This window comes from Streptomyces sp. Q6, from assembly GCF_036967205.1.
Lineage (GTDB): Bacteria > Actinomycetota > Actinomycetes > Streptomycetales > Streptomycetaceae > Streptomyces > Streptomyces citrinus.
The window spans coordinates 3930057-3949182 of sequence record NZ_CP146022.1; the positions used below are offsets into that span (position 1 = coordinate 3930057).

Annotated in this window: 23 protein-coding genes and 2 pseudogenes; 7 read left to right on the forward strand and 18 right to left on the reverse strand. The window is 67.5% G+C overall.

Going from position 1 to position 19126, the window contains the following annotated elements:
• Positions 1-114 precede the first annotated feature (114 nt).
• Both V2W30_RS18305 and V2W30_RS18310 read left to right on the forward strand, forming a co-directional pair.
• On the forward strand, positions 115-1176 hold the full coding sequence (locus tag V2W30_RS18305) for a C40 family peptidase (RefSeq protein ID WP_338697905.1): 1062 nt from the start codon (positions 115-117) through the stop codon (positions 1174-1176).
• Positions 1177-1461: 285 nt separating this feature from the next.
• Positions 1462-2835 carry a fused response regulator/phosphatase gene (locus V2W30_RS18310; protein ID WP_338697906.1) on the forward strand — a complete coding sequence of 458 codons (1374 nt, stop codon included), beginning with the start codon at positions 1462-1464 and terminating at the stop codon, positions 2833-2835.
• A 143-nt stretch (positions 2836-2978) separates the two neighbouring features.
• Here V2W30_RS18310 and V2W30_RS18315 read toward each other — a convergent pair whose 3' ends face one another.
• The 5 genes from V2W30_RS18315 to V2W30_RS18335 form a co-directional block, all read right to left on the reverse strand.
• Positions 2979-3314: a DUF2516 family protein gene (locus V2W30_RS18315; RefSeq protein ID WP_338697907.1), complete on the reverse strand. Its 336-nt coding sequence runs from the start codon at positions 3312-3314 to the stop codon at positions 2979-2981.
• Positions 3315-3450: 136 nt separating this feature from the next.
• Positions 3451-4065: a hypothetical protein gene (locus V2W30_RS18320; protein WP_338697909.1), complete on the reverse strand. Its 615-nt coding sequence runs from the start codon at positions 4063-4065 to the stop codon at positions 3451-3453.
• A gap of 22 nt (positions 4066-4087) precedes the next feature.
• Positions 4088-4501: a helix-turn-helix transcriptional regulator gene (locus V2W30_RS18325; RefSeq protein WP_338697911.1), complete on the reverse strand. Its 414-nt coding sequence runs from the start codon at positions 4499-4501 to the stop codon at positions 4088-4090.
• 290 nt (positions 4502-4791) lie between these two features.
• The gene (locus V2W30_RS18330; protein ID WP_338697913.1) at positions 4792-5448 is read right to left on the reverse strand and encodes a hypothetical protein; all 657 of its coding nucleotides are present in this window, start codon (positions 5446-5448) and stop codon (positions 4792-4794) included.
• A 58-nt stretch (positions 5449-5506) separates the two neighbouring features.
• Positions 5507-5914, reverse strand: coding sequence for a hypothetical protein (locus V2W30_RS18335; RefSeq protein ID WP_338697915.1), 408 nt, complete (start codon positions 5912-5914; stop codon positions 5507-5509).
• Positions 5915-6086: 172 nt separating this feature from the next.
• Here V2W30_RS18335 and V2W30_RS18340 point away from each other — a divergent pair, with 172 nt between their 5' ends.
• On the forward strand, positions 6087-7403 hold the full coding sequence (locus V2W30_RS18340; protein ID WP_338697917.1) for an ATP-binding protein: 1317 nt from the start codon (positions 6087-6089) through the stop codon (positions 7401-7403).
• A 226-nt stretch (positions 7404-7629) separates the two neighbouring features.
• On the opposite strand, the gene V2W30_RS18345 is transcribed toward V2W30_RS18340, so the two are convergent.
• The 7 genes and pseudogenes from V2W30_RS18345 to V2W30_RS18375 all read right to left on the reverse strand — a co-directional run bounded on the left by V2W30_RS18345 (position 7630) and on the right by V2W30_RS18375 (position 12479).
• Complete coding sequence (locus tag V2W30_RS18345; protein ID WP_338697919.1) at positions 7630-8286, reverse strand: hypothetical protein; 657 nt, start codon at positions 8284-8286, stop codon at positions 7630-7632.
• 163 nt (positions 8287-8449) lie between these two features.
• Positions 8450-8673: pseudogene (locus tag V2W30_RS18350) on the reverse strand (hypothetical protein); the annotation flags it as partial.
• 142 nt (positions 8674-8815) lie between these two features.
• Entirely contained in the window at positions 8816-9487 is a 672-nt protein-coding gene (locus tag V2W30_RS18355) for a hypothetical protein (protein ID WP_338697921.1), read from the reverse strand.
• 98 nt (positions 9488-9585) lie between these two features.
• Positions 9586-10584 carry a serine/arginine repetitive matrix protein 1 gene (locus V2W30_RS18360; protein WP_338697923.1) on the reverse strand — a complete coding sequence of 333 codons (999 nt, stop codon included), beginning with the start codon at positions 10582-10584 and terminating at the stop codon, positions 9586-9588.
• Positions 10585-10909: 325 nt separating this feature from the next.
• Positions 10910-11406 (reverse strand): annotated as a pseudogene (locus tag V2W30_RS18365) (vitamin B12-dependent ribonucleotide reductase); the annotation flags it as partial.
• A gap of 69 nt (positions 11407-11475) precedes the next feature.
• Complete coding sequence (locus tag V2W30_RS18370) at positions 11476-11676, reverse strand: hypothetical protein (RefSeq protein WP_338697925.1); 201 nt, start codon at positions 11674-11676, stop codon at positions 11476-11478.
• 362 nt (positions 11677-12038) lie between these two features.
• Positions 12039-12479 carry a hypothetical protein gene (locus tag V2W30_RS18375; protein WP_338697927.1) on the reverse strand — a complete coding sequence of 147 codons (441 nt, stop codon included), beginning with the start codon at positions 12477-12479 and terminating at the stop codon, positions 12039-12041.
• A gap of 23 nt (positions 12480-12502) precedes the next feature.
• On the opposite strand from V2W30_RS18375, the gene V2W30_RS41620 reads away from it, so the two are divergent.
• Together V2W30_RS41620 and V2W30_RS18390 are read left to right on the forward strand one after the other, a co-directional pair.
• Positions 12503-13575 (forward strand): IS630 family transposase gene (locus V2W30_RS41620; protein ID WP_425244458.1). Its coding sequence is split into 2 segments (ribosomal slippage): positions 12503-12946 and positions 12949-13575, totalling 1071 coding nucleotides; the frame shifts between segments, so codons are not numbered across the junction.
• Between the two features lie 99 nt (positions 13576-13674).
• On the forward strand, positions 13675-13881 hold the full coding sequence (locus tag V2W30_RS18390) for a hypothetical protein (protein ID WP_338692543.1): 207 nt from the start codon (positions 13675-13677) through the stop codon (positions 13879-13881).
• A 53-nt stretch (positions 13882-13934) separates the two neighbouring features.
• Here V2W30_RS18390 and V2W30_RS18395 read toward each other — a convergent pair whose 3' ends face one another.
• Positions 13935-14297: a hypothetical protein gene (locus V2W30_RS18395; RefSeq protein ID WP_425244556.1), complete on the reverse strand. Its 363-nt coding sequence runs from the start codon at positions 14295-14297 to the stop codon at positions 13935-13937.
• Here V2W30_RS18395 and V2W30_RS18400 point away from each other — a divergent pair.
• The gene (locus V2W30_RS18400; protein WP_338697928.1) at positions 14289-14681 is read left to right on the forward strand and encodes a hypothetical protein; all 393 of its coding nucleotides are present in this window, start codon (positions 14289-14291) and stop codon (positions 14679-14681) included. The genes V2W30_RS18395 and V2W30_RS18400 overlap by 9 nt on opposite strands.
• Before the next feature lie 113 nt (positions 14682-14794).
• Entirely contained in the window at positions 14795-15553 is a 759-nt protein-coding gene (locus V2W30_RS18405; protein ID WP_338697929.1) for a VOC family protein, read from the forward strand.
• A gap of 118 nt (positions 15554-15671) precedes the next feature.
• Here V2W30_RS18405 and argG read toward each other — a convergent pair whose 3' ends face one another.
• From argG to V2W30_RS18430, 5 genes are all read right to left on the reverse strand, one after another.
• Positions 15672-17129: an argininosuccinate synthase gene (gene argG / locus V2W30_RS18410; protein WP_338697930.1), complete on the reverse strand. Its 1458-nt coding sequence runs from the start codon at positions 17127-17129 to the stop codon at positions 15672-15674.
• Between the two features lie 68 nt (positions 17130-17197).
• Entirely contained in the window at positions 17198-17725 is a 528-nt protein-coding gene (locus tag V2W30_RS18415; protein ID WP_338703672.1) for an HAD domain-containing protein, read from the reverse strand.
• Positions 17726-17760: 35 nt separating this feature from the next.
• Positions 17761-18345, reverse strand: a complete 585-nt coding sequence (locus V2W30_RS18420; RefSeq protein WP_338697932.1) for a GNAT family N-acetyltransferase — start codon at positions 18343-18345, stop codon at positions 17761-17763.
• A 59-nt stretch (positions 18346-18404) separates the two neighbouring features.
• Complete coding sequence (locus V2W30_RS18425) at positions 18405-18854, reverse strand: TIGR03618 family F420-dependent PPOX class oxidoreductase (RefSeq protein ID WP_338697933.1); 450 nt, start codon at positions 18852-18854, stop codon at positions 18405-18407.
• 74 nt (positions 18855-18928) lie between these two features.
• Positions 18929-19117, reverse strand: a complete 189-nt coding sequence (locus tag V2W30_RS18430; protein ID WP_338697935.1) for a pentapeptide repeat-containing protein — start codon at positions 19115-19117, stop codon at positions 18929-18931.
• Between the last annotated feature and the right edge of the window lie 9 nt (positions 19118-19126).

Consider the following 19126-nt stretch of genomic DNA (forward strand, 5'->3'; position numbering starts at 1 on the left):
GGGTCTGTCGTATTGGGCGTGCGCATGGCACCATCCCCGGAGCACGCGGAAGTTACTGACGGTAAATCAGTTATGGCATGGCGTCAGGTGGTCTCGGCTGTGGGGGCGGAGCGGATGAGCAAGCGGAGTACGACGACGATGGCGGCCGTGGCGTTGGTGTGCGCCCTGACCGTCCTGACGGCGCCGGGTGCGGCGTACGCGGCGCCGGCTCCCACACCCTCGCCCTCGACACCCGCCGGCGGCACGGACCTCGAAGCCGTCCGCAAGAAGATCGACAAGCTCTACCACGACGCGGGCGTCGCGACCGACGAGTACAACGCGGCGGAGGAGAAGGCCGACCGGCAGTCCGTCGAGATCGTGAAGCTGGCGCAGAAGATCGCGGCGGGCCAGCAGAAGCTGGACCGGCTGAAGTCGAGCGCGGGCGCGACCGCGCGGGAGCAGTACCGCACCGGCGGCGTGCCGCGCGAGGCCCGGTTCCTGCTCTCCGGCGACCCGCAGCAGTTCCTGGACAACGCGGGCCGGATGTACCAGGGCCAGCAGGCCACCAAGAACCTGATGTCCCAGCTCACCAAGACGCAGAACGCGCTGGCGGGATACGCCGAGGACGCCTCCGACCAGTGGAAGCGGCTGGAAGAGGGCCGCAAGGAGAAGGCCGCCGCCAAGAAGCGGATCGAGAAGCAGATCAAGGCCGCTCAGGACCTTGAGGGCACGCTGGAGAAGAAGGAGCGCGACCGGCTGAAGAAGCTGGAGGAGGAGGCCGAGCAGAAGGCGCAGTCGGCCTGGCTCTCCTCGGGCGTCCTCAAGGAGATCAACGGCAGGGCGACGAAGGCCGGCGAGGCGGCCGTGCGGTACGCCGGCGCCCAGATAGGCAAGCCGTACGTCTGGGGCGCCGAGGGGCCGAAGTCGTTCGACTGCTCGGGGCTGACCTCCCAGGCGTGGGCGGCGGCGGGAAAGCCGATACCGCGCACCTCGCAGGAGCAGTGGAGGCAGCTCAAGCACATCGACATCAAGGACATGCGCCCCGGCGACCTGATCATCTACCACGACGACGCCAGTCACGTCGGGATGTACATCGGCGACGGCGCGATCATCCACGCCCCCCGACCCGGGCGCACGGTGACGATCGCGGGTGCCGGATCCATGGCGATATTGGGTGTTGTACGGCCCGACGCCTGATGTCGGCCCGTAGGCGCGCGGGTGTCCGGGACGCGTGACCCGTCCCATGTGACGCACCGCACTCACAGCGCTCCGGTTCCGGCGCCTCCACGTGATGTTCGTCATCCCGTACCGCCGGACGGAAGGCCGGAACCTGCCCAATTGCGGTACTGGTGACGGCATATGACGCTGGCCGTTTGCCGCTCACCATTCCGTTCGGGCGTCGGCTACCGCTAATGTCCCCGTCGGTGGTTCGAGGACCTTCGTCCCACCGCGCCCTCGGGGGGAGGGAAGGAAACCGAAGCGATGCCCGTACCCGTACCGCGGCAGAGAGCAATCCCGGCCGTGGAAGGTGGTCAGGCTCACGCTGCGTCCGCGCCAGCGACTCTGCACTCCGCCGACCTGCCCCGGCAGGCGACCGACGACCACGACCACAGCACCGCCGCCGCACGCACCGCGCACGCCGCACGGGCCACGGACGCCACGGCGCCCGTGGACACCCCGGCGGCTCCGGCCGCCGGGCTGACCCTCCTGGTCATCGAGGACGACCCCACCGGGTCCCTCAGCATCCCGGAGATGCCCGACTCCTCGGGCGGACCGACCCGTGTGCGCACCGCCCGCAACCTCACCGAGGCCGCGCGGCTGCTCACGGACGACGTCAACTGCATCCTGCTCGACCTCGCACTGCCCGGAGCCAAGGCCCGTGCGGACGGGGACGAGCTGGAGACCCTGCGGCACATCCTGCGCCTCGCGCCCCGCCAGGCCGTCGTGGCGCTGACCACGTCCGGCGACGCCGAGCGCGGCGCCGAGGCGGTGCGCGTGGGCGCCCAGGACTACCTGTTCAGGGACGAGCTGGACTCGCGCCTGCTGGGCCGGGCCATCCGTTACGCGGTCGAGCGCAAGCGCGCCGACATCGCGCAGCGCGGCCTCACCGAGTCCCGGCTGCGCGCGCAGGAGAACGCCCGCCTGGAGCGTGGCCTGCTGCCGACACCGCTCCTGAACGGCTCACCGCTGCGCTTCGCCGCGGGGTACCGCCCCGGCCGCTCCCGGGCACTGCTCGGCGGCGACTTCTACGACACGGTGCGCACGCCCGACGGCACGGTCCACGCGATGATCGGCGACGTCTGCGGGCACGGCCCCGACGCGGCGGCGCTCGGCGTGCAACTACGCATCGCCTGGCGGGCGTTGACGTTCGCGGGTCTGTGCGGCGACGAACTCCTCTCCACGCTCCAGCAGGTCCTGGAGCACGAGCGGGCCGACGACGAGATCTTCGCGACGCTGTGCACGGTGGACATATCGCCGGACGGACGGCGCGCCGGTCTGTGCCTGGCGGGCCACCCGTCGCCGCTGATCGCGAGCCCGGGACGCGCCGCGACGCTGCTGCCGTACCAGAACAGCGGCCCGGCGCTCGGTCTGCTGCCGAAGGCGCGCTGGCCGCGTATGCAGGTGGAGTTGGGCGCGTCCTGGAGTCTGATGCTCTACACGGACGGCCTGATCGAGGGCCGGATCGGCGAGGGCAACCAGCGCCTGGGCCAGGAGGGCATGGTCGACCTGGTCCGCCGCCAGCGCGCGGCGGGTCTGACCGGCGACGCGCTCCTGGAAGCGGCGATGAACGAGGTCCGCGACCTCAACGGCGGCGACCTGACGGACGACGTGGCGGTGCTGCTGCTCGACCGCTGACCTCTGACACGGAGGAACCGACGGTCGGCGCCGCTGAGACGGGGGGAACGGACGGTCGGCACCGCTGAGACGGAGGACCGGCAGTAGGACCCGTGGGACCGCTAGGACCGACCGCTGGGACCGCTCAGGGGTCGGCGGTCGGGTCAGCGCCCGCCGTTGTACGGCCCGTACGGGCCGTCGCTGCTGGAACCGCGGCCCTTGCGGCCCCCGCCGCCGGAGATCTGCCGGACGGCGGGCCGCACGTCCACCATGTACACGATGGTGGCGACGAGCCCGATGATCGGCAGGAACGACAGGATCGGGAACAGCAGGTTCACGACGAACGCGATGCCGAGGATGATCAGCCAGAACGGCTTGGTCTTCTTGTCGGCGGCGCGGTAGGCGTCCTCGCGCCGGGTGGCGGCGTCGATGAACGCGAAGCCGCTGAAGACGATCAGCGCCAGGCTCAGCAGTGACATCACCGTGTTGAAACCCTGCATCAGCACAACGCCACCACCAGAATCGACTTCGACTGCCTGAACACTTCTGAAAGACCGGGCCTGCGGCCGCCGTGGCCACCGTACCCGGACAACGGGCCGGACACTCCACAAGTGCCCGGCCCGTCGACACGCCCTGTTACTTGGCGGGCGGCGTGGAGCCGGAACCCGTCTTCTTCGCGGCGGGAGCGGTCTTCTTGGCCGGCGCCGTCTTCTTGGCGGCGGTCGTCTTCTTGGCGGCCGCGGTCTTGGCCTCGGCCTCGGACTTCTCCTCGGGCGTCGCCTCGGACTTCGGCTCGGCGTCCGGCTCGACGGCCACGGCGATCTCGTTGATCTCCTCGGCGGCCTCGCCGCGCCACGCCTTCACGGCCTCCTCGCCGTGCTCGGCGACCTTCTCGTACGTCTCGCGCGCCTTCACGGCGGCCTCGGCGGCGAAGCCGACACCGCGCAGCGCGATCTCCTGAGCGGTCTCACCGATCTTCTTCAGGTCGGTGTCGAGCGTGGCGACGATCTCGTTCACCTTGGCGGTGACGGTCGCCTGAGCCTCCTTGGCCCGGGTCGCCGCCTTCTCCTGTACGTCCTTGGGGTCGGTGTTGCGTACGCTCTCGAAGCGCGCCGGCGCCTCGGCGCGCAGCTGCTCGACGAGTCCCGGCACCTTCTTGGCCTGCTGGAACGCCAACTCGGCGGTGCCGGCCGCGAAGTAGAGCGGCGTCGGGTCGGTGAGGGTCTTGCGCAGGTCGTCCTTGATGGCCATGGCGTGGTCCTCCCGGATCACATCAACTGCTGCTTGAGGGCTCGGCATCGCCGCCGGTCTCTTCGGCTGCCCCGCTGCCCGCGATCCCGAACCCGTTCTCCTTGCGGAAGGACTCGTAGATCTGCAACAGGACGTTCTTCTGTCGTTCGTCGAGCGAGGGGTCGGCGAGGATCACCGCACGCGTCTCGACCTCGTCCCGCTCGCGCTCCGCATCGAGGATGCCGGCGCGTACGTACAGCGTCTCGGCCGAGATCCGCAGCGCCTTGGCGACTTGCTGCAGGACCTCCGCGCTCGGCTTGCGCAGTCCGCGCTCGATCTGGCTGAGATACGGGTTGGACACCCCGGCGGCCTCGGCGAGCTGACGGAGCGACAACTGCGCGTTGCGACGCTGCTCGCGCAGATATTCGCCGAGACTTCCGACGTTGAGCGATGCCATACGTTGATACTGCCGCACTCGCGCTAACAATTGCAAGCGCCTGCTTGCAAAAGTGTCCCGCACCACGTGCGGCCCGGCTTGTGCCTCGCAGCGATAGGTGTCACTTCGCAGGGCTTATTGTCACCACCTTGATCAGATGGGTGGGCAGCCGCGAGCAGCGCTTCACCTGCCGGGGCTATTCCAGGGGGATCGTCACGTCGTCTCGGAGCCAGCCAGAAGGCGCCGACCACCGCAGCACCTGGGCACCATGCTCAGTGGGGACGGCGAGCCATACCCACGTGATCCGGTCATCATGCCCGCACCACGTCCCAGCGACTGGCTGGGTCGACCCAGAGGAAGAGATGTCTGACTGAGACGCCAGAGCGGTCGAGCTTGGCAGCGTCCTTCTGATGACGCTCCAGGCCCAGCACCTGCGTCAACGCTCTGGAGACATGGCCGGGATCTCCCGCCGTCCGCGTAGGGACGGCAGAGACGTAGCTCAACGACACCAACCCGGCCGGGGGCCCCGAAACGACCCGCGCGATCATCACCCCGGCTTCGGCCAGTGCAGCTATCACCGGATGCGAATAGACGCGACGGGAGTCCCATCGGCCGGTCTCACGAATGCCCTCGGCCTCCAGGGATCGGAGCCATCCGGAGAGGTTCTTCGTGAGCGCGTCCGCGCGAAACTCCTGGTCGACCATGATGGTCCAGGCTGATGTGATGCCTTCCACCGTCGTGGAGTAGCCGGGCCCCCGCTTCTGCCAATGCGCCGAACGCGTCTTGGTGTCCTGCTCAGCAAACGTGGTGATCTCCAGCGCCTCTCGCTTCCCTCCGCGATGCAGCCAGAAGTCATGGGCACCCTGGCGGGGTGGCACGTCCCAGTGCTCGATCGTCACCGCACCGTTGTGATCGGCAGCGAGCAAAGCCGTGACCACCCTGGCCGCTGTCTCTTCGGCAGGCTTCACGCTTGAGTGTGTGCTGCCTTCCTTGTCACACATGGACAAAAGCCTTTCGCTTGACGATTCAGCTTGCGGCCCAGAGCCGGGTGATGTCACGGAGGTTTTTGAGGGCTCCCTGCCGCGTGCCGTTGTCACCACGGGCGTGGGCCCTGAGATCCCCCGCGCGCCGGTCGACGTGTAGCGCCGCGTGCAAGGACGGCGAGGTACCGCGGCGCATGGCGCGTAGGTAGTAACTCGCGGCCGGGTCGCGGTCAATCGATTGGTCCAGCCTCGCCTGGAGATCGCGGTATGCCTTGTGCCGGCGTTCGGCTTCCGCGTCGAGGGCCGATGCGAGGCTCTGGGTAGCCGCATAGGTGCGTCCAGCGGGCCAGGACGCAAAGATCAAGGCCATGAGCGTGCGCAGGTCCATGAAGTACTGGCTGGTGGAGACCAACGTTCCGACGCTGCGCGTGGCGCCGAGGTCCGGCGCCATCAGGAGTGTGACGAATCAGGGCTGGACGCGAAGGAGTTCATTGTGCAACCGGTAGCGGACATCGGCAGATGAATCCGAGGTTCCAGCAGGGGAGCCGGATGAGAAGCGGCCCCGGCGACGCAGCGACGACCGAGCGAACATTCCCAACGCGCTCGCCCACTAGGGTGACTGAGTGACATCTCTGAGTCGCTCTGCGCTGATCGAGTCGCTGACCTCTGGCCGTCCCGATGACCTCCTCGGCGTGGCCGAGACCTCGTGGCTGGACTTCAAACGGTCTCCGTACAACCTGGCATCCGAGAAGGGCAAGTTCGAACTCTGCAAGGATGTGGCCGCCTTCGCCAACGCGCACGGTGGGCTGCTCGTGCTGGGTGTGACGGCGGAGAAGAAGAGCAATCAGGCGCTGGAGGTCGCCACCAGCTTTCACCCCTTCCCACAGGAACGCGCGGACGTCGTCCAGTACGTCGACACCCTGAACGAGTACCTACGCCCTCGCATAGAGATCAGCCACCACTGGTACCGCGACCCAGGCCGGAGCACCGCCGGAACCGATCTGTACTACCTGGTGCTCGAAGTGGAACCGCTCCCGGAGCTCTCGCGGTACGTCCTGGTCCGAAAGCTGATCAACGATAAGGACAAGCTCGCCGAGGGGCTCGCGATCTCCGTTCGCCACGGCGACCGGACGGTGTACATGCCCTCGGAGGACGTGTATCAGCTCATCAACGAGGGCCTGCGGGCGCGGGATACCGCCCCCACCGGTGTGCTGGTGCCCGCGCACGAACAGTGGCACGAAGAGCCCGACGAGGTCCTGGACGAGCTGGAGCAGCGGCAGGACTGGGAGGAGACGCCGGTGCTGTTCTGGCAGAGCATCCCGGCCCAGCCACCGTCACAGATCCTGCCTGGACTCCACAGCCACGACGGGATCAAGGGCGCTCTGCGTAACCAGGACGTCCTGCGGGGCTCCGGATTCAACTTCGCCGACAACACCGGACGCCTACAGACTCTCAGCGGTGGCCTATTCATCGGCCGCCCGCGTAGCGCGGTGTGGGTGCGGCCCGACGGCCTGATGACCGCCGGCGCGGTGGCCAATCCCGACATGCTCTGCTGGGGCGCGCAGCAGTCGGCCCCGGTTGTGATGCGTATCAACGCTCACGTCGTGACGGAGATGACCCTCGAGTACTTCCGCCTCGCCGACAGGCTGGTCGTCCCACGCGTGCCCGGGCCATGGCGGCACCGCATCGTCGTGCACCGCTTCGGAGGCGAGGAACCACGCTTCCTGGCCCCGGGGGGAGGCATGATGCAGAGCTTCCTCAGCGAAGCCGTCCCAGCCAGCGATGACACCTGGGACCGGTCCTGGGTGGCAAATGGTGATCCGGAACGGGACGCGTACGAAGCGCTTGAGCGCTTCTACACGCTGTTCGGTGTGGACGTGGCCACCAATCCCGACGTCGAAGGCAACCGGGTAGTCGAGGTACGGCTGCGGGCAAAGTGATCGCCCTTGCGCGGGGCCAGCCGGAGCACGGTAGGTACGTGCCGTTGAGGCAAGAGCCCGCAGGTCAACGGCTCGTGAGGTTGCATCGACCTGTCGTGCGACCCTCCAGACTCCGCGTCCCGTAGATCTCGGGACGGGTCCGGAGGGCACCCAGATAACGGGCCTCGGGCCGCTCCTCATCTCCGTCACCGCAGAGGGCTGGAACGACCTCCGGCTTCTATAACCGTCAGTGTGGTGAACCCGCATGGATGTCGCTGGCCAACGCTTCTAGATCATCGAGGATTCCGCGCAGTCGATTCTGCCGCTTCAGCCACGATCCCGCGCTCGTCGGAGCTTTTGCCTTGGCGAAATCGGCGGCGTGTTGCTGGTTGGACTTCGGATTCTTGATCTTTTTTCGGGCGCAGAAGATAGTCGCGCGCACCTTTTCCTTGCTCTGCGGGCTCTCATGAGCGGCGTAATTTCTTAGGGAAAATAGGAGTTCAAGCGAGTGGTAGTACCTGTCCTTGCTGACCGCGGCAAGAAGGTAGTGAGGCTCACCGGAGATCTTCTTCATGTCGCCGAGCAAGGCTCCACGTCCCTTGAAGTCGAAGTAGCCGCCCCCAGTGATGAGGTACTGGCAGACCTTCTGGTTCAGGTGCTTCGGAAACGTGGTTCCGGTCGCTTCACTGAACGGCTGGGTGTTCTTGTTGAGTGCGACAATCAAACACTCCAGCATCAGCTTCTCGAACGCGACGCTCGTCTTGATCAGGGCGGACTCGTACGCCCAGGTCACGGCCTGATCTGTGAGACTAAAGCCGTCGATCTCATCAAGGTAGTCACGTATCCGCCGAGTGGTGACCCGGAACTGGTCGGCCGCGAGCTTGCCGCTCTTCTTCTTGCCCATGGTGGCCAGGATATGGATTCGAGACACCGGCCGAAGACACGTCCGAGCGATCGCCCCGTGCCGGTCTACCCGTCGTTCCGCAGGTCGCGGCGGCTCATCTCATCGCTCCCAGTGGCTCGGACAGGGCCAGTCGCTGTCGGCATCCCGTTCTGGTAGGGGACGGCGTGATGTTGTCGCCGCCCAGGTCCATGTCGGAGCCCGCGTCGCGCAGGGCGCGGATCATCTCCTCCTTGGCCTTGGTCTCGATGAAGTCCTCGATGTCCGGGTGGTCGACGTCGAGGATGACCATCTTGGCGGCGTGGCGGGTGGCCCCGCCCGAGTGATCGTTCCGGCGGAGGCATCGGCGCCGCGCATGAAGGAGACCGGGCCAGAGGCGTTGCCGCCGGAGATATCTCGGGTGAGATTCTCCAGCGGCGTATCGACTCCGGGCGAGCTGCTTGTGCTGGCCCGGGGCCGGTGGCGTTCAGCGGCGCTCGGCGAGGGCCTGCCGCCGGGGTCCTCCGGGGCCTCGACCCCGGGCAGCCGTGATTCAGCGGTATTGCTCCGGAATTTCCATCTCGTCTGAGCCGTCGGAGATGTACTCCACCCCCGGGTTCTCGACCTCGGTAACGACGATCCAGGGTCTATGCCCCTCCACTTCGCAGACCGCGTGCAAGCGCAGTCTCGCCTCCCAGTACCCGTCCACCCAGTCTCCCGGGTCCTGGAACCAGCTCGGCGGCTCGGAGTTATCCATCTGCCGGTACACGAAGTTGCCGCGCTCCAGGCTCCGGATAATGCTCTGGCGGCCGGGCGCGGCAACCCCGTCGACCCCGGGGCTGAATCGGGCGGGCCCCCAGATCACCGACGGCAGCTCCGTACGCATAGCTTCGTCGTAATGCGGTCTGGCTGAGTGATCCCGTCCGGCCTCGTCGCGCACTGTGAGGGTGATCGTGTCGAGGTGATCCAGGCCGACCGGGCCGGCGAGTGTGGTGGTGAGCCTCAGACGGCTGTGGCCCACGCGGATCAGGCTGAAGGTCAACTCAGGAGTCAGCTCGCGGTGCCAGCGGTCGCGTTCGATCTGCGCCACCTCTCGCGCGGTATCAGCCGAGTCCGCGGCGGCCGCCGCCGCTTTGCTGGTCGTCCAGTACGCCATGACCGCGGCGACCACCACCCCGACCGCAGCAACAATGACGCCGAACGCCGTCCAGTCGTCAGTGTTCATGCCGGACCGTAGCAGCAGCGGCCGCACCCGGTGGAGTGTCCGGACCGGGACATGATCGGGGGCTGATAGGGGTCCCGTATCAGCTCAGAAACCAACCGTTACCCTGGTTCCTCGGCGTAGCCGTAATCCGTGGGGTCCTCCCGCCCGTAGCGGTCCTCCTCCACTGCGTCATCCCAGCAGCGTCCGCACAGGGTCTCCCCGCTGTCACCTGCATGGTCGACTGGCCTCGCGCACCGGTCGCAGGGCACGACGGAGGGAAAGGCGACGGAGCACGCGAAGCAGAAGGGCACGTCTTTCTCAGGGTCGCTAAGTACCCGGATGCCCCAACCTAGGGTCCACTCTCTGCACTGCGGGCAGGTGTTGAGCTCGCTGGTTTCGCCCCGGTCGTCCTCCAGGAAGCAGTACAGCAGTTCCTCCTGCTCCCATCGGATCATGCAGAACCGGCACGTGGCCCATGCTGTCTCACCGTCTGGACCTGCCGCCTCACCGAGCACGAGGGCCAGATGGTCGCACTCGGGGCATTTGATGGTCCGGTTCTCGGCGCCAGCTTTCGTCACCTCGCCGCGGATGCGGTTGGTTCTCTTCCGGACGAAGGTGTTGATGCTGGCCAGGCCGCCGCGCAGTCGGCCCAACGTCTCCCCTACCTCGGTCTTCTCCTCGTGGTTGAGGCGAGGTAACAGTTCGTCGTCGACGAAGCGGATCAGGAAGTCGAGGACTTCGCCAGTCCGGGCCTCGATCACGGGGGCCGGGGCTGTCATGGCGAAGTGCTGGAGCTTGTTGCGGTCCTTCGCCAGGTGCTTGAGCGCCGTCGCTTCTTTATCCGTGATGTCCACACCCGCGATGTTCCGTAGGCGAGTGACAGCATGTTCGGTCGAGACGCTGGAGAGCGTGGCTTCATCGAGTGCCTTACGCGTGGCCTCACCAGGATTGCTGAAGACGAGGCTCCAGTGCTCGACCAGCAGCCGGGCTTTGAGGAGCACCTCCACGGCCGCCTGGAGATGGAGCACGGCGTACTTCACATCCCGGGGCGTCACCAACGACTCATTCTCGTCAAGGTGGTTGACGACGCTTTCCAGGTAGTCCAGCCCGTTGCGCACGAGCGGAAAGTTGAGCTGGGGAGGAGCAGAGCGGGGCCGACGCGGGTGCCTCGGCCCCGCGCTCGTCCCGTTCTCATGGTGCTCTCCGTCCGGCGTCATCGCCCCATCACCCCTTCATCAGCCCACGGCGTCATAGTGTCCCCCTTGCCGGACGGGTTACCCCGGCCGAGGGTGCGTGATGATTTCTGCAAGGACATCAACGGCGCCCAACTTCACCCCGGAGACCACCGTTCTTACCGGCACTCCAAGTCGCACTTGCCAAACCTGCCTGGCATCGGGGCATACGGTCTGGCCTGCGCATAGTGCCCTCTAGCGCTAGATAAAGGGAGGAGAGCAACTCATTGGAGGAGCGGATGCCGGAGGGGGTTCAGGCCGGTGTCGGAGTCGCCCTTGGAGATCATGCCCTCTTCCTTGTACCAGTCGAGGATCTACTCCATGGAGTCGTCGACGGACAGGATGAAGTGGGCGGAGACCTGCTGCGGCTGGGGGTGCCGACGTTGAACCACACCGGGGAGTTGAAGCTGAAGATCTGGTGCAGGAGGGCGTAGGCCAGCTCGTGCTCGAAGATCTCGGTGTCCGAGGGCGAGGCGAAGTAGCCGTAGTCCTCGCCGGCCTTGGTGTAGGTCTCCACGATCCGGTCGATGAGCTGCTTGAGACTGGTCTCGCGCTGCGGTGTACCGACGTCCCCGCGGAAGTACTTGCTGGTGACGATGTTGACCGCGTTCACCGACCAGAAGTCGGGGACTCGACGCCACGCTGCTCGAAGTTGATCGAGCCGTCGCGCCAGTTGGTCATGACGACGTCACGACGCTCCCAGAACATCTTGTCGAAGGCCCCTCACGAAATGAGGCCCGCCACCAGAAAGGTAACGGGCCTCGCAGTTCTGCCAGATCAGAAGCGGCTCTGAACCCAAACGACGATCAGGCTCACCGCGCCGCTGCCCAGGGTGTACGCCGCCCCATGAATGAACTGATGCTGGACATTCTGTCCATGCCTGGCCATCCATTTCCGCAGGTGGCGGGTGGTGGACACGCACCACCCGTCCAGGCGAGCGCTGTGCTTGATGCTGCGTTTCCGGCTACTCTGCTCCATACGGAGTTCCTTTCGTCATGCAGACGTGGTGGGACACCGCGCAAGGAGCCCTCCCGGTTCTGGCCTGAGAAACCACCGGGGATCAGGGCTCCTTTTGCGTCTCGGCAGAGTCTACTGACGCAGCGCGACAGCGACAGACCGATGACCACAAGTCGAAAGGGGCGACCAGGCCCCTTCCTCCTGCACAGCGCCACTGTATGTAGTCGCCCTTCTACTTTCTCCGAGGAAATTAGAAGGGACTGGACCCGAGCGACCCTGGCGGGTGCACTCTGCATTCAGTGTGACCTGCCACACATGTGGTCACCGCAGGCAGGTCGTCATCACGGACGCGTAGCGCAGGTACCCGAGGACCCCGAGTTATGTCATCGTCGAGAGCCGGAGGCTCCCAGACTCGCGCTGTTGTCACCGCGGGCGTGGGCCCGGAGTTCGCCCTTGCGTCGGTCGACGTGCAGCGCCGCGTGCAAGGACGGCGAGGTACCGCGGCGCATAGCGCGTAGGTAGTAACTCGCGGCCGGGTCGCGGTCAATCGATTGGAATACGAAGGGGAAGAAGCTCTCGGTGGCTGTGTCGTGGTCCTGGATTCTGAGGAGAGTCTCGGCGATGCCGAGAACTGCGCCGGTGATAACGGCGTCGTCGGGTGGAGCGGAGTAGGCCCGCGAGTGGTGGCGCTTGCCTGGCCTCGCCTGGAGATCGCGGTATGCCTTGTGCCGGCGTTCGGCTTCCGCGTCGAGGGCCGATGCGAGGCTCTGGGTAGCCGCATACTGACCTTCAATGGGCGATGTCGTAGAGGGCTGACAGGTCATAGTTCCAGCGGTACGTCTATGACGTGAGGTATCCGCAAGGGGGTGGGCTGACCGCTGAGCGGCAGGCGTTCCGGGAGCAGATCCGGATGTCGGCGGCTGAGCGGTTCGCCGCTGGGGATGACACCGCGACCGTGGCGAAGGTGCTTCGGGTACATGTGCGTTCGGTGCAGCGCTGGCGGGCGGCCTGGGCAGCTGGTGGCGAAGCATCCCTGGTCTCCAAGGGTCCGCCGAGCCACCCACACCTGACGGACGAGCAGTTCGCGGTGCTCGAGATCGAGCTTGCCCGTGGTCCGACGACGCACGGCTGGCCAGATCAGACATGGACCCTGGCGCGGATCAAGACGCTGATTGGTCGGCGTTTCCACAAGTCCTACACCGTGCAGGGTGTGCACTACCTGCTGCGGAGACATGGTTGGTCGGTGCAGGTACCGGCCCGTCGGGCAGTCGAGCGCGACGAAGCCGCGGTGGCCGGCTGGGTGAAGGAGACCTGGCCAAACGTGGAAGCACCCGGGCGGCGCTCGGAGCCTGGCTGATCTTCGAAGACGAGGCCGGGTTCACGATGACGCCGCCGACCGCCCGCACCTGGTCCAAGCAGGGACGCACACCCGTGGTCGTCGTCCGGGGCCGGTCCCGACGCCGACTGTCGGTGGCGGCGCTGGTCTGCTACAAACCCGGCGAACGGTCCCGGCTGATCTACCGTCCTGCACCCGATCGACGTGCCGACGGACGCAAGAGCTTCGCCTGGACCGACTACCGCGATCTGCTGACTGTTGCCCACGCTCAGCTCGGTGGTCCGATCGTCCTAGTCTGGGACAACTTGAACACCCACCTGACCGGCGGGATGAAGCAGTTCATCGCCGACCGATACTGGCTCACCGTGATCCAACTGCCTGCCTATGCTCCGCAGCTGAACCCGGTCGAAGGCATCTGGTCTCTGGTCCGTCGAGACCTGGCCAACACCGCGTTCGCCGACCCTGAGCACCTGTTTGCTGCTGTCCGTCGCAACCTGCGCGAGATCCAGTATCGGCCCGGACTCATCAACGGCGCACTGGCCGGCACCGGACTCGCGTCCATCACCGTGCTCGGCGGCAACTGACACACTGGCTCTGTGATGAGCCCCTTGCTTAGTGGATGGACAGTAGAACGACTGCGCACAGTGTCGGGCGACGACACCGCCATCCCGCTGGAGCCCACCATGACCGTCACAGCCGACCTCCCTGGTCAGCCTGCCGACGCAAGCATCCTCACCCTTCAGCCAGAGATCGTCATCGCATGCCACCACCTATGCATTGTGAAGTGCATCGACGACGAGGACTGGTACATGGGGACGATCCACGACGACGGCTCGATCCTGTGCTGGGCCGCCTACCCCAACCTGGAGCAGGCACTCCGGGGCTTGTGAACGCCCCCGAATCAGGCTCGCCCGACCGCCCCGGCGTCGAATCCACTACGACATCACCGTTTGAAGGTCAGTAGGTGCGTCCAGCGGGCCAGGACGCAAAGATCAAGGCCATGAGCGTGCGCAGGTCCATGAAGTACTGGCTGGTGGAGACCAACGTTCCGACGCTGCGCATGGCGCCGAAGTCCGAGGATCTTCACCCCGCGCCGGGCATCGATCTTCTGAACGTAGTAGACGGGCAGCAGCTCGTAGAACAGCTCCGGTGACGGGATCTCCATGGCGAAGCCAGCCTGTGCGAACGAGGCCGCGAACAGCGAGTTGGGGCTGTGATCGCCGCCTGGGTCCCAGCTGGGTGCGTAGTCGCCGAGCTTACGTCGTTGCCAGATAGCAACGATCCAGGTGGCGATCACGTGCTCCATCTCGTCGATGGTCAATACCGCATCGCCTTCCGGATCGGCGCCGCGGAGTACTTCGCCAGCGTCGGCCGACGTCCCGGCATGTTCGTCGGCAAGCCCTCCTTCCACGCGCTGACCGCGTTCCTGACCGGTTATGACCAGCACGCTCTTCGGCACGGTGGGCCCGGTCTCACCGGCTGGCACGACTGGCTCGTCGCCCGTCGCGGACGCGACTGCAACCACGCCTGGCCGGGCCAGATCCTCCACCTCGTCCTCCCGAACGGCTGGGACGACTTGTGGAATCTTCCGCCTGAGGACGAACAGCGGGCGATCACGGTCCTGTTCGAGCTCCTCGACGAGTTCGCCGCCGAGCGCGAGGCGGCGCAGGACTCACAGACCTCGGGTTGAGTGAGACGCCGCACCGAACAGCGTTTCAGCCACGATGAACCACTGCCGGCCAACACCTCGTCATGGTTCACCTCGACCGAGACGGGACACCGGCCGAGGCTAGGATCGCCGGCATGGCGCTGCGACCGGTTCACGTGATCCTCAAGGCAGTCGACGCCTCGGCGGTCGGCCGGTTCTGGGCGGAGGCGCTCGGCTGGAACGCGTACAGCCCCGGCGTCGTCACGTATGTCGGTCCCGCCGGTGGCGCGGACGGGAAGCCGGTCTGGCCGGACCCGGTCTTCCTGGGTATCGACGTGGTACCCGTGCCGGAGCCGAAGAACCCGGCGGTGAAGAACCGCGTGCACCTCGATCTGGCCACCACGTCCCCGGCCAATCAAGCGGAGTTGATCGCGCGGCTGACGGCGTTGGGCGCGTCGCCCGTCGACGTGGGGCAGGGCGACGACGTCCCGTGGACGGTCCTCGCCGACCCCGAGGGCAACGAGTTCTGCGTGCTGGAGCCCCGGGAGGTCTACCGGGACACCGGGCCGATCGCCGCCGTGGTGGTCGACTGCGCGGACCCGCGGGCGATGGCCCGGTTCTGGGGCGGGGCGATGGACTGGACCGCGCACCAAGTCACCGATGACCAGGCGGTGTTCCGCTCCGCCAAGGGCGTCGGCCCGTACCTCGAATTCCTGCGCACGCCCGGTACGCGGCCGGTGCCGGACCGCCTCCATGTCGACCTGCTGCCCTACCCCGGCGACGACAAGGCGGCGGAGGTCTCCCGCCTGCGCGCCCTCGGCGCCGCCGACCTCGACGTCGGCCAGGGCGATGTCCCGTGGACGTGCCTGACGGATCCGGAGGGCCACGAGTTCTGCGTACTGGCGCCGCATTGAGGGACCGCGGGGCCGCCGCGCCGGGACGCGCAAGGGTCGGCTGACGCCGAGCGTCAGCCGACCCTGGTGAGCACTGGCCGGTACGTACCGGTGATCGGCGTACCGGCGGTGGCCCGTACTAGTCCGTGCCGAACTCCATCGCCGCGCGGTCCAGCGCCGCGTCGTCGCCGGAGACCTCGCCGCGGGAGGCGATGGCCTCGGCGCCGCCCTCGGGGAGGCTGCCGATCAGGCCGGTCGCGGCGGCCTGGGCCGCACCGATCGCGGCGTCGGCGGACTGGCTCACGGCGCCGAGCAGGCCGAGACCGGCGTACTGCTCCAGCTTGGCGCGCGAGTCGGCGATGTCGAGGTTGCGCATGGTGAGCTGGCCGATCCGGTCGACCGGGCCGAACGCCGAGTCCTCGGTCCGCTCCATGGACAGCTTGTCCGGGTGGTAGCTGAACGCGGGGCCGGTCGTGTCGAGGATCGAGTAGTCCTCGCCGCGCCGCAGCCGCAGGGTGACCTCGCCGGTGACGGCGGCGCCGACCCAGCGCTGGAGCGACTCGCGCACCATCAGCGCCTGCGGGTCGAGCCACCGGCCCTCGTACATGAGGCGACCGAGGCGCCGGCCCTCGTTGTGGTACTGGGCGAGGGTGTCCTCGTTGTGGATGGCGTTCACGAGGCGCTCGTACGCGGCGTGCAGGAGGGCCATGCCGGGCGCCTCGTAGATGCCGCGGCTCTTGGCTTCGATGATCCGGTTCTCGATCTGGTCCGACATGCCCAGGCCGTGGCGGCCGCCGATGGCGTTGGCCTCCATGACGAGGTCGACGGCGGAGGCGAACTCCTTGCCGTTGATCGTCACCGGGCGGCCCTGCTGGAAGCCGATCGTCACGTCCTCGGTGGCGATCTCGACGGACGGGTCCCAGAACTTGACGCCCATGATCGGGTCGACGGTCTCGACGCCCGTGTTCAGGTGCTCAAGGACCTTCGCCTCGTGCGTGGCGCCCCAGATGTTGGCGTCCGTGGAGTACGCCTTCTCCGTGGAGTCCCGGTACGGCAGCTCGTGGGCGAGCAGCCACTCCGACATCTCCTTGCGGCCGCCGAGCTCGGTCACGAAGTCGGCGTCGAGCCAGGGCTTGTAGATCCGCAGGTTCGGGTTGGCGAGGAGGCCGTAGCGGTAGAACCGCTCGATGTCGTTGCCCTTGAAGGTCGAGCCGTCGCCCCAGATCTGGACGTCGTCCTCGAGCATGGCGCGGACCAGGAGCGTGCCGGTGACGGCGCGGCCGAGCGGCGTGGTGTTGAAGTAGGCCCGGCCGCCCGAACGAATGTGGAACGCGCCGCAGGACAGCGCGGCGAGCCCTTCCTCGACGAGGGCGGCGCGGCAGTCGACCAGACGCGCGACCTCGGCACCGTAGCTCTTCGCCCGGCCGGGTACCGAGGCGATGTCCGGCTCGTCGTACTGACCGATGTCGGCCGTGTACGTGCACGGGACGGCGCCCTTGTCTCGCATCCACGCGACCGCGACGGAGGTGTCGAGGCCACCCGAGAAGGCGATGCCGACGCGCTCGCCGACGGGGAGGGAAGTGAGAACCTTAGACATAGGAAGAGTATGCACGATTACGCATGACCATGCAACGCCCCATCCCGCCCCCCACTGCACCGCCCCCGCTACAGCCCCTCCCCCACCCTCCGGAGCCCTCTCAACCACTCCCCTACGACGTCGAGGTCACCTGCCGCGATGCCCCGCCACGGGTCTGTCCGGCGCAGCAGGGCCCGTCCCGGATGATGCGCGGCGACCCAGTCCCGGTCGGCACGGCCGATCTCGTCGTCGATCCAGACGAAGGGGCGCCCGGCCGCTTGGGCGACGAGCGCACGGGTCTTCCAGTGGAGCGCCTCGTGCTCCCTCGTCGCAGCGTCCTCCTCCTGCCGGTCCAGGACCGGCAGGGCCGGAAGGCCCAGGCGCGGGGCGACGAGCGCGTTCGCGTCGTCCATCCAGGTCGTGGCCCACACCAGCTCGCAGGGCAGGGCGGCCAGTGCCGCCCCCAGGGCCGGGTTCACGCGGGCGAGGAGTGGGTGGCCGGACGGGTCCGGATCCGGGGCGTAGGTCGGGTGGCCCCCCGGAGGCGGCGGGCCGAAGGGAATCAGAGGGCCGTCGACGTCCAGGAACAGCAGCGGCAGGGGAACGGGTGCGGGCACGAGCACGGGTGCGGGCACCGGCACCGGGCGGGAGGTCAACTCGGCTTTCGGCCCAGTGACGTCGCGCTCTCCCACGCCACCCTCAGCTTCCTCGGTGAGCCGTTCAGCCACTCCGGGACGCCGCCCGGTGGTGCGATCGGGGCCGTTTCGACCGTCGTGCCGCCCATCGCCGCGTAGAAGTGCCGCGCCGCGGTGTTCTGCTCCTGCACCCACAGGTAGAGGGGTGCCGGGCCGGAGCCGTTCGCGTGCTCCGTGACGATCTCGGCGGCGCGGGTCAGCAGCGCCGCCCCCACGCCCGTACGTCTGCGGTCGTGCGTGACGTGCAGGTTGTCGACGAGGCTGCCCCAGCGGGCGTCGGCGTCGAGCACCACGTGCACGAACCCCGCGAACCCCGCGCCGTCCTCCGCGAGGACCGTCACGCCGCCTCCCGCGGCCGCCCCGGCGAGCCGCTCCCGCCACACCCGCCGCCGGTCGGTGACCACGTCACCGTCGAGGAACGCGTCGGCGTACGCGCCCCGGTAGTGCCGCCGCCAGCTGTCGGCGTGCAGCAGGGCCACGCGTTCGGCGTCGTCGGGGCGGGAGGGGCGCAGGCGCAGGGGAACCGCGGGCTGAGTGGTCATGGGCGGCACCGTAGGGAGGGCGCCCTCCCCCGGTCCACCGCATTTCCGGGACGTGCGGCTCAGCCGATGTCGAGCGCGGTGCCGTAGAGGCGCGCCACCTTGATGCGTACGACCACACGCCGCTCGGCGACCACCTCCGCCAGGAACGCCTTCTCGTCCGCCTCGGAGGGGAAGTCCCCCGCCATGGCGAGCAGTTCGCGCCCCACCGCGTCGCCCGGCTCCGCCGTCGGATCGGTCACCTCGACCTCCCCCTCCGCGACGGCGAAGGCGAAGTCGTCGCGCCTGACGTGCAGCGCGGCGTGCGGATCGGCCCGGTAGTGGCGGGGCTTGAGGCGCCCCTCCGTCGTGGAGATCCGCAGCATGCGTTCCTCGGGGCTCCAGTGGTACAGGACCGTCGTCAGGTGCGGGTGCCCGGTGGCGCGCACACTGGCGAGCACACCGAAGTTCCCTTCTTCGAGGATCTGCTGAAGCTCGGACTCGGTGAGCGAACGGGGTGGGGCGCCGGCCATGAGAAGTCTCCTTCGGTGAGAACGATCGATCGGGGGTGCTGCGGTCAGGTCTACGTGTATGTCGATCAGGGCGATCAGGGGTGTGTCGTCTCTACGTCCATCAGGACTGCGTCCATCGGGACTGCGTTCATCAAGACTGCGTTCATCAGGTCTAGGTTCATCAGGACTGCGTTCATCGGGACTGCGTTCATCAGGTCTACGTCCATCAGGACTGCGTTGATCAGGTCTGCGTCCATCAGGTCTGCGTTCGTCAGGGCGCCCATCAGGACTAC

Bases quoted from the DNA above. Each gene is read 5' to 3' on its own strand.
- V2W30_RS18305 (WP_338697905.1), top strand. From the start codon at position 115: ATGAGCAAGCGGAGTACGACGACGATGGCGGCCGTGGCGTTGGTGTGC.
- V2W30_RS18310 (WP_338697906.1), top strand. From the start codon at position 1,462: ATGCCCGTACCCGTACCGCGGCAGAGAGCAATCCCGGCCGTGGAAGGT.
- V2W30_RS18315 (WP_338697907.1), bottom strand. From the start codon at position 3,314: ATGCAGGGTTTCAACACGGTGATGTCACTGCTGAGCCTGGCGCTGATC.
- V2W30_RS18320 (WP_338697909.1), bottom strand. From the start codon at position 4,065: ATGGCCATCAAGGACGACCTGCGCAAGACCCTCACCGACCCGACGCCG.
- V2W30_RS18325 (WP_338697911.1), bottom strand. From the start codon at position 4,501: ATGGCATCGCTCAACGTCGGAAGTCTCGGCGAATATCTGCGCGAGCAG.
- V2W30_RS18335 (WP_338697915.1), bottom strand. From the start codon at position 5,914: ATGGCGCCGGACCTCGGCGCCACGCGCAGCGTCGGAACGTTGGTCTCC.
- V2W30_RS18345 (WP_338697919.1), bottom strand. From the start codon at position 8,286: ATGGGCAAGAAGAAGAGCGGCAAGCTCGCGGCCGACCAGTTCCGGGTC.
- V2W30_RS18355 (WP_338697921.1), bottom strand. From the start codon at position 9,487: ATGAACACTGACGACTGGACGGCGTTCGGCGTCATTGTTGCTGCGGTC.
- V2W30_RS18370 (WP_338697925.1), bottom strand. From the start codon at position 11,676: ATGGAGCAGAGTAGCCGGAAACGCAGCATCAAGCACAGCGCTCGCCTG.
- V2W30_RS18375 (WP_338697927.1), bottom strand. From the start codon at position 12,479: ATGACCTGTCAGCCCTCTACGACATCGCCCATTGAAGGTCAGTATGCG.
- V2W30_RS18390 (WP_338692543.1), top strand. From the start codon at position 13,675: ATGACCGTCACAGCCGACCTCCCTGGTCAGCCTGCCGACGCAAGCATC.
- V2W30_RS18395 (WP_425244556.1), bottom strand. From the start codon at position 14,297: ATGGAGCACGTGATCGCCACCTGGATCGTTGCTATCTGGCAACGACGT.
- V2W30_RS18405 (WP_338697929.1), top strand. From the start codon at position 14,795: ATGGCGCTGCGACCGGTTCACGTGATCCTCAAGGCAGTCGACGCCTCG.
- argG (WP_338697930.1), bottom strand. From the start codon at position 17,129: ATGTCTAAGGTTCTCACTTCCCTCCCCGTCGGCGAGCGCGTCGGCATC.
- V2W30_RS18420 (WP_338697932.1), bottom strand. From the start codon at position 18,345: ATGACCACTCAGCCCGCGGTTCCCCTGCGCCTGCGCCCCTCCCGCCCC.
- V2W30_RS18425 (WP_338697933.1), bottom strand. From the start codon at position 18,854: ATGGCCGGCGCCCCACCCCGTTCGCTCACCGAGTCCGAGCTTCAGCAG.
- V2W30_RS18430 (WP_338697935.1), bottom strand. From the start codon at position 19,117: ATGGGCGCCCTGACGAACGCAGACCTGATGGACGCAGACCTGATCAAC.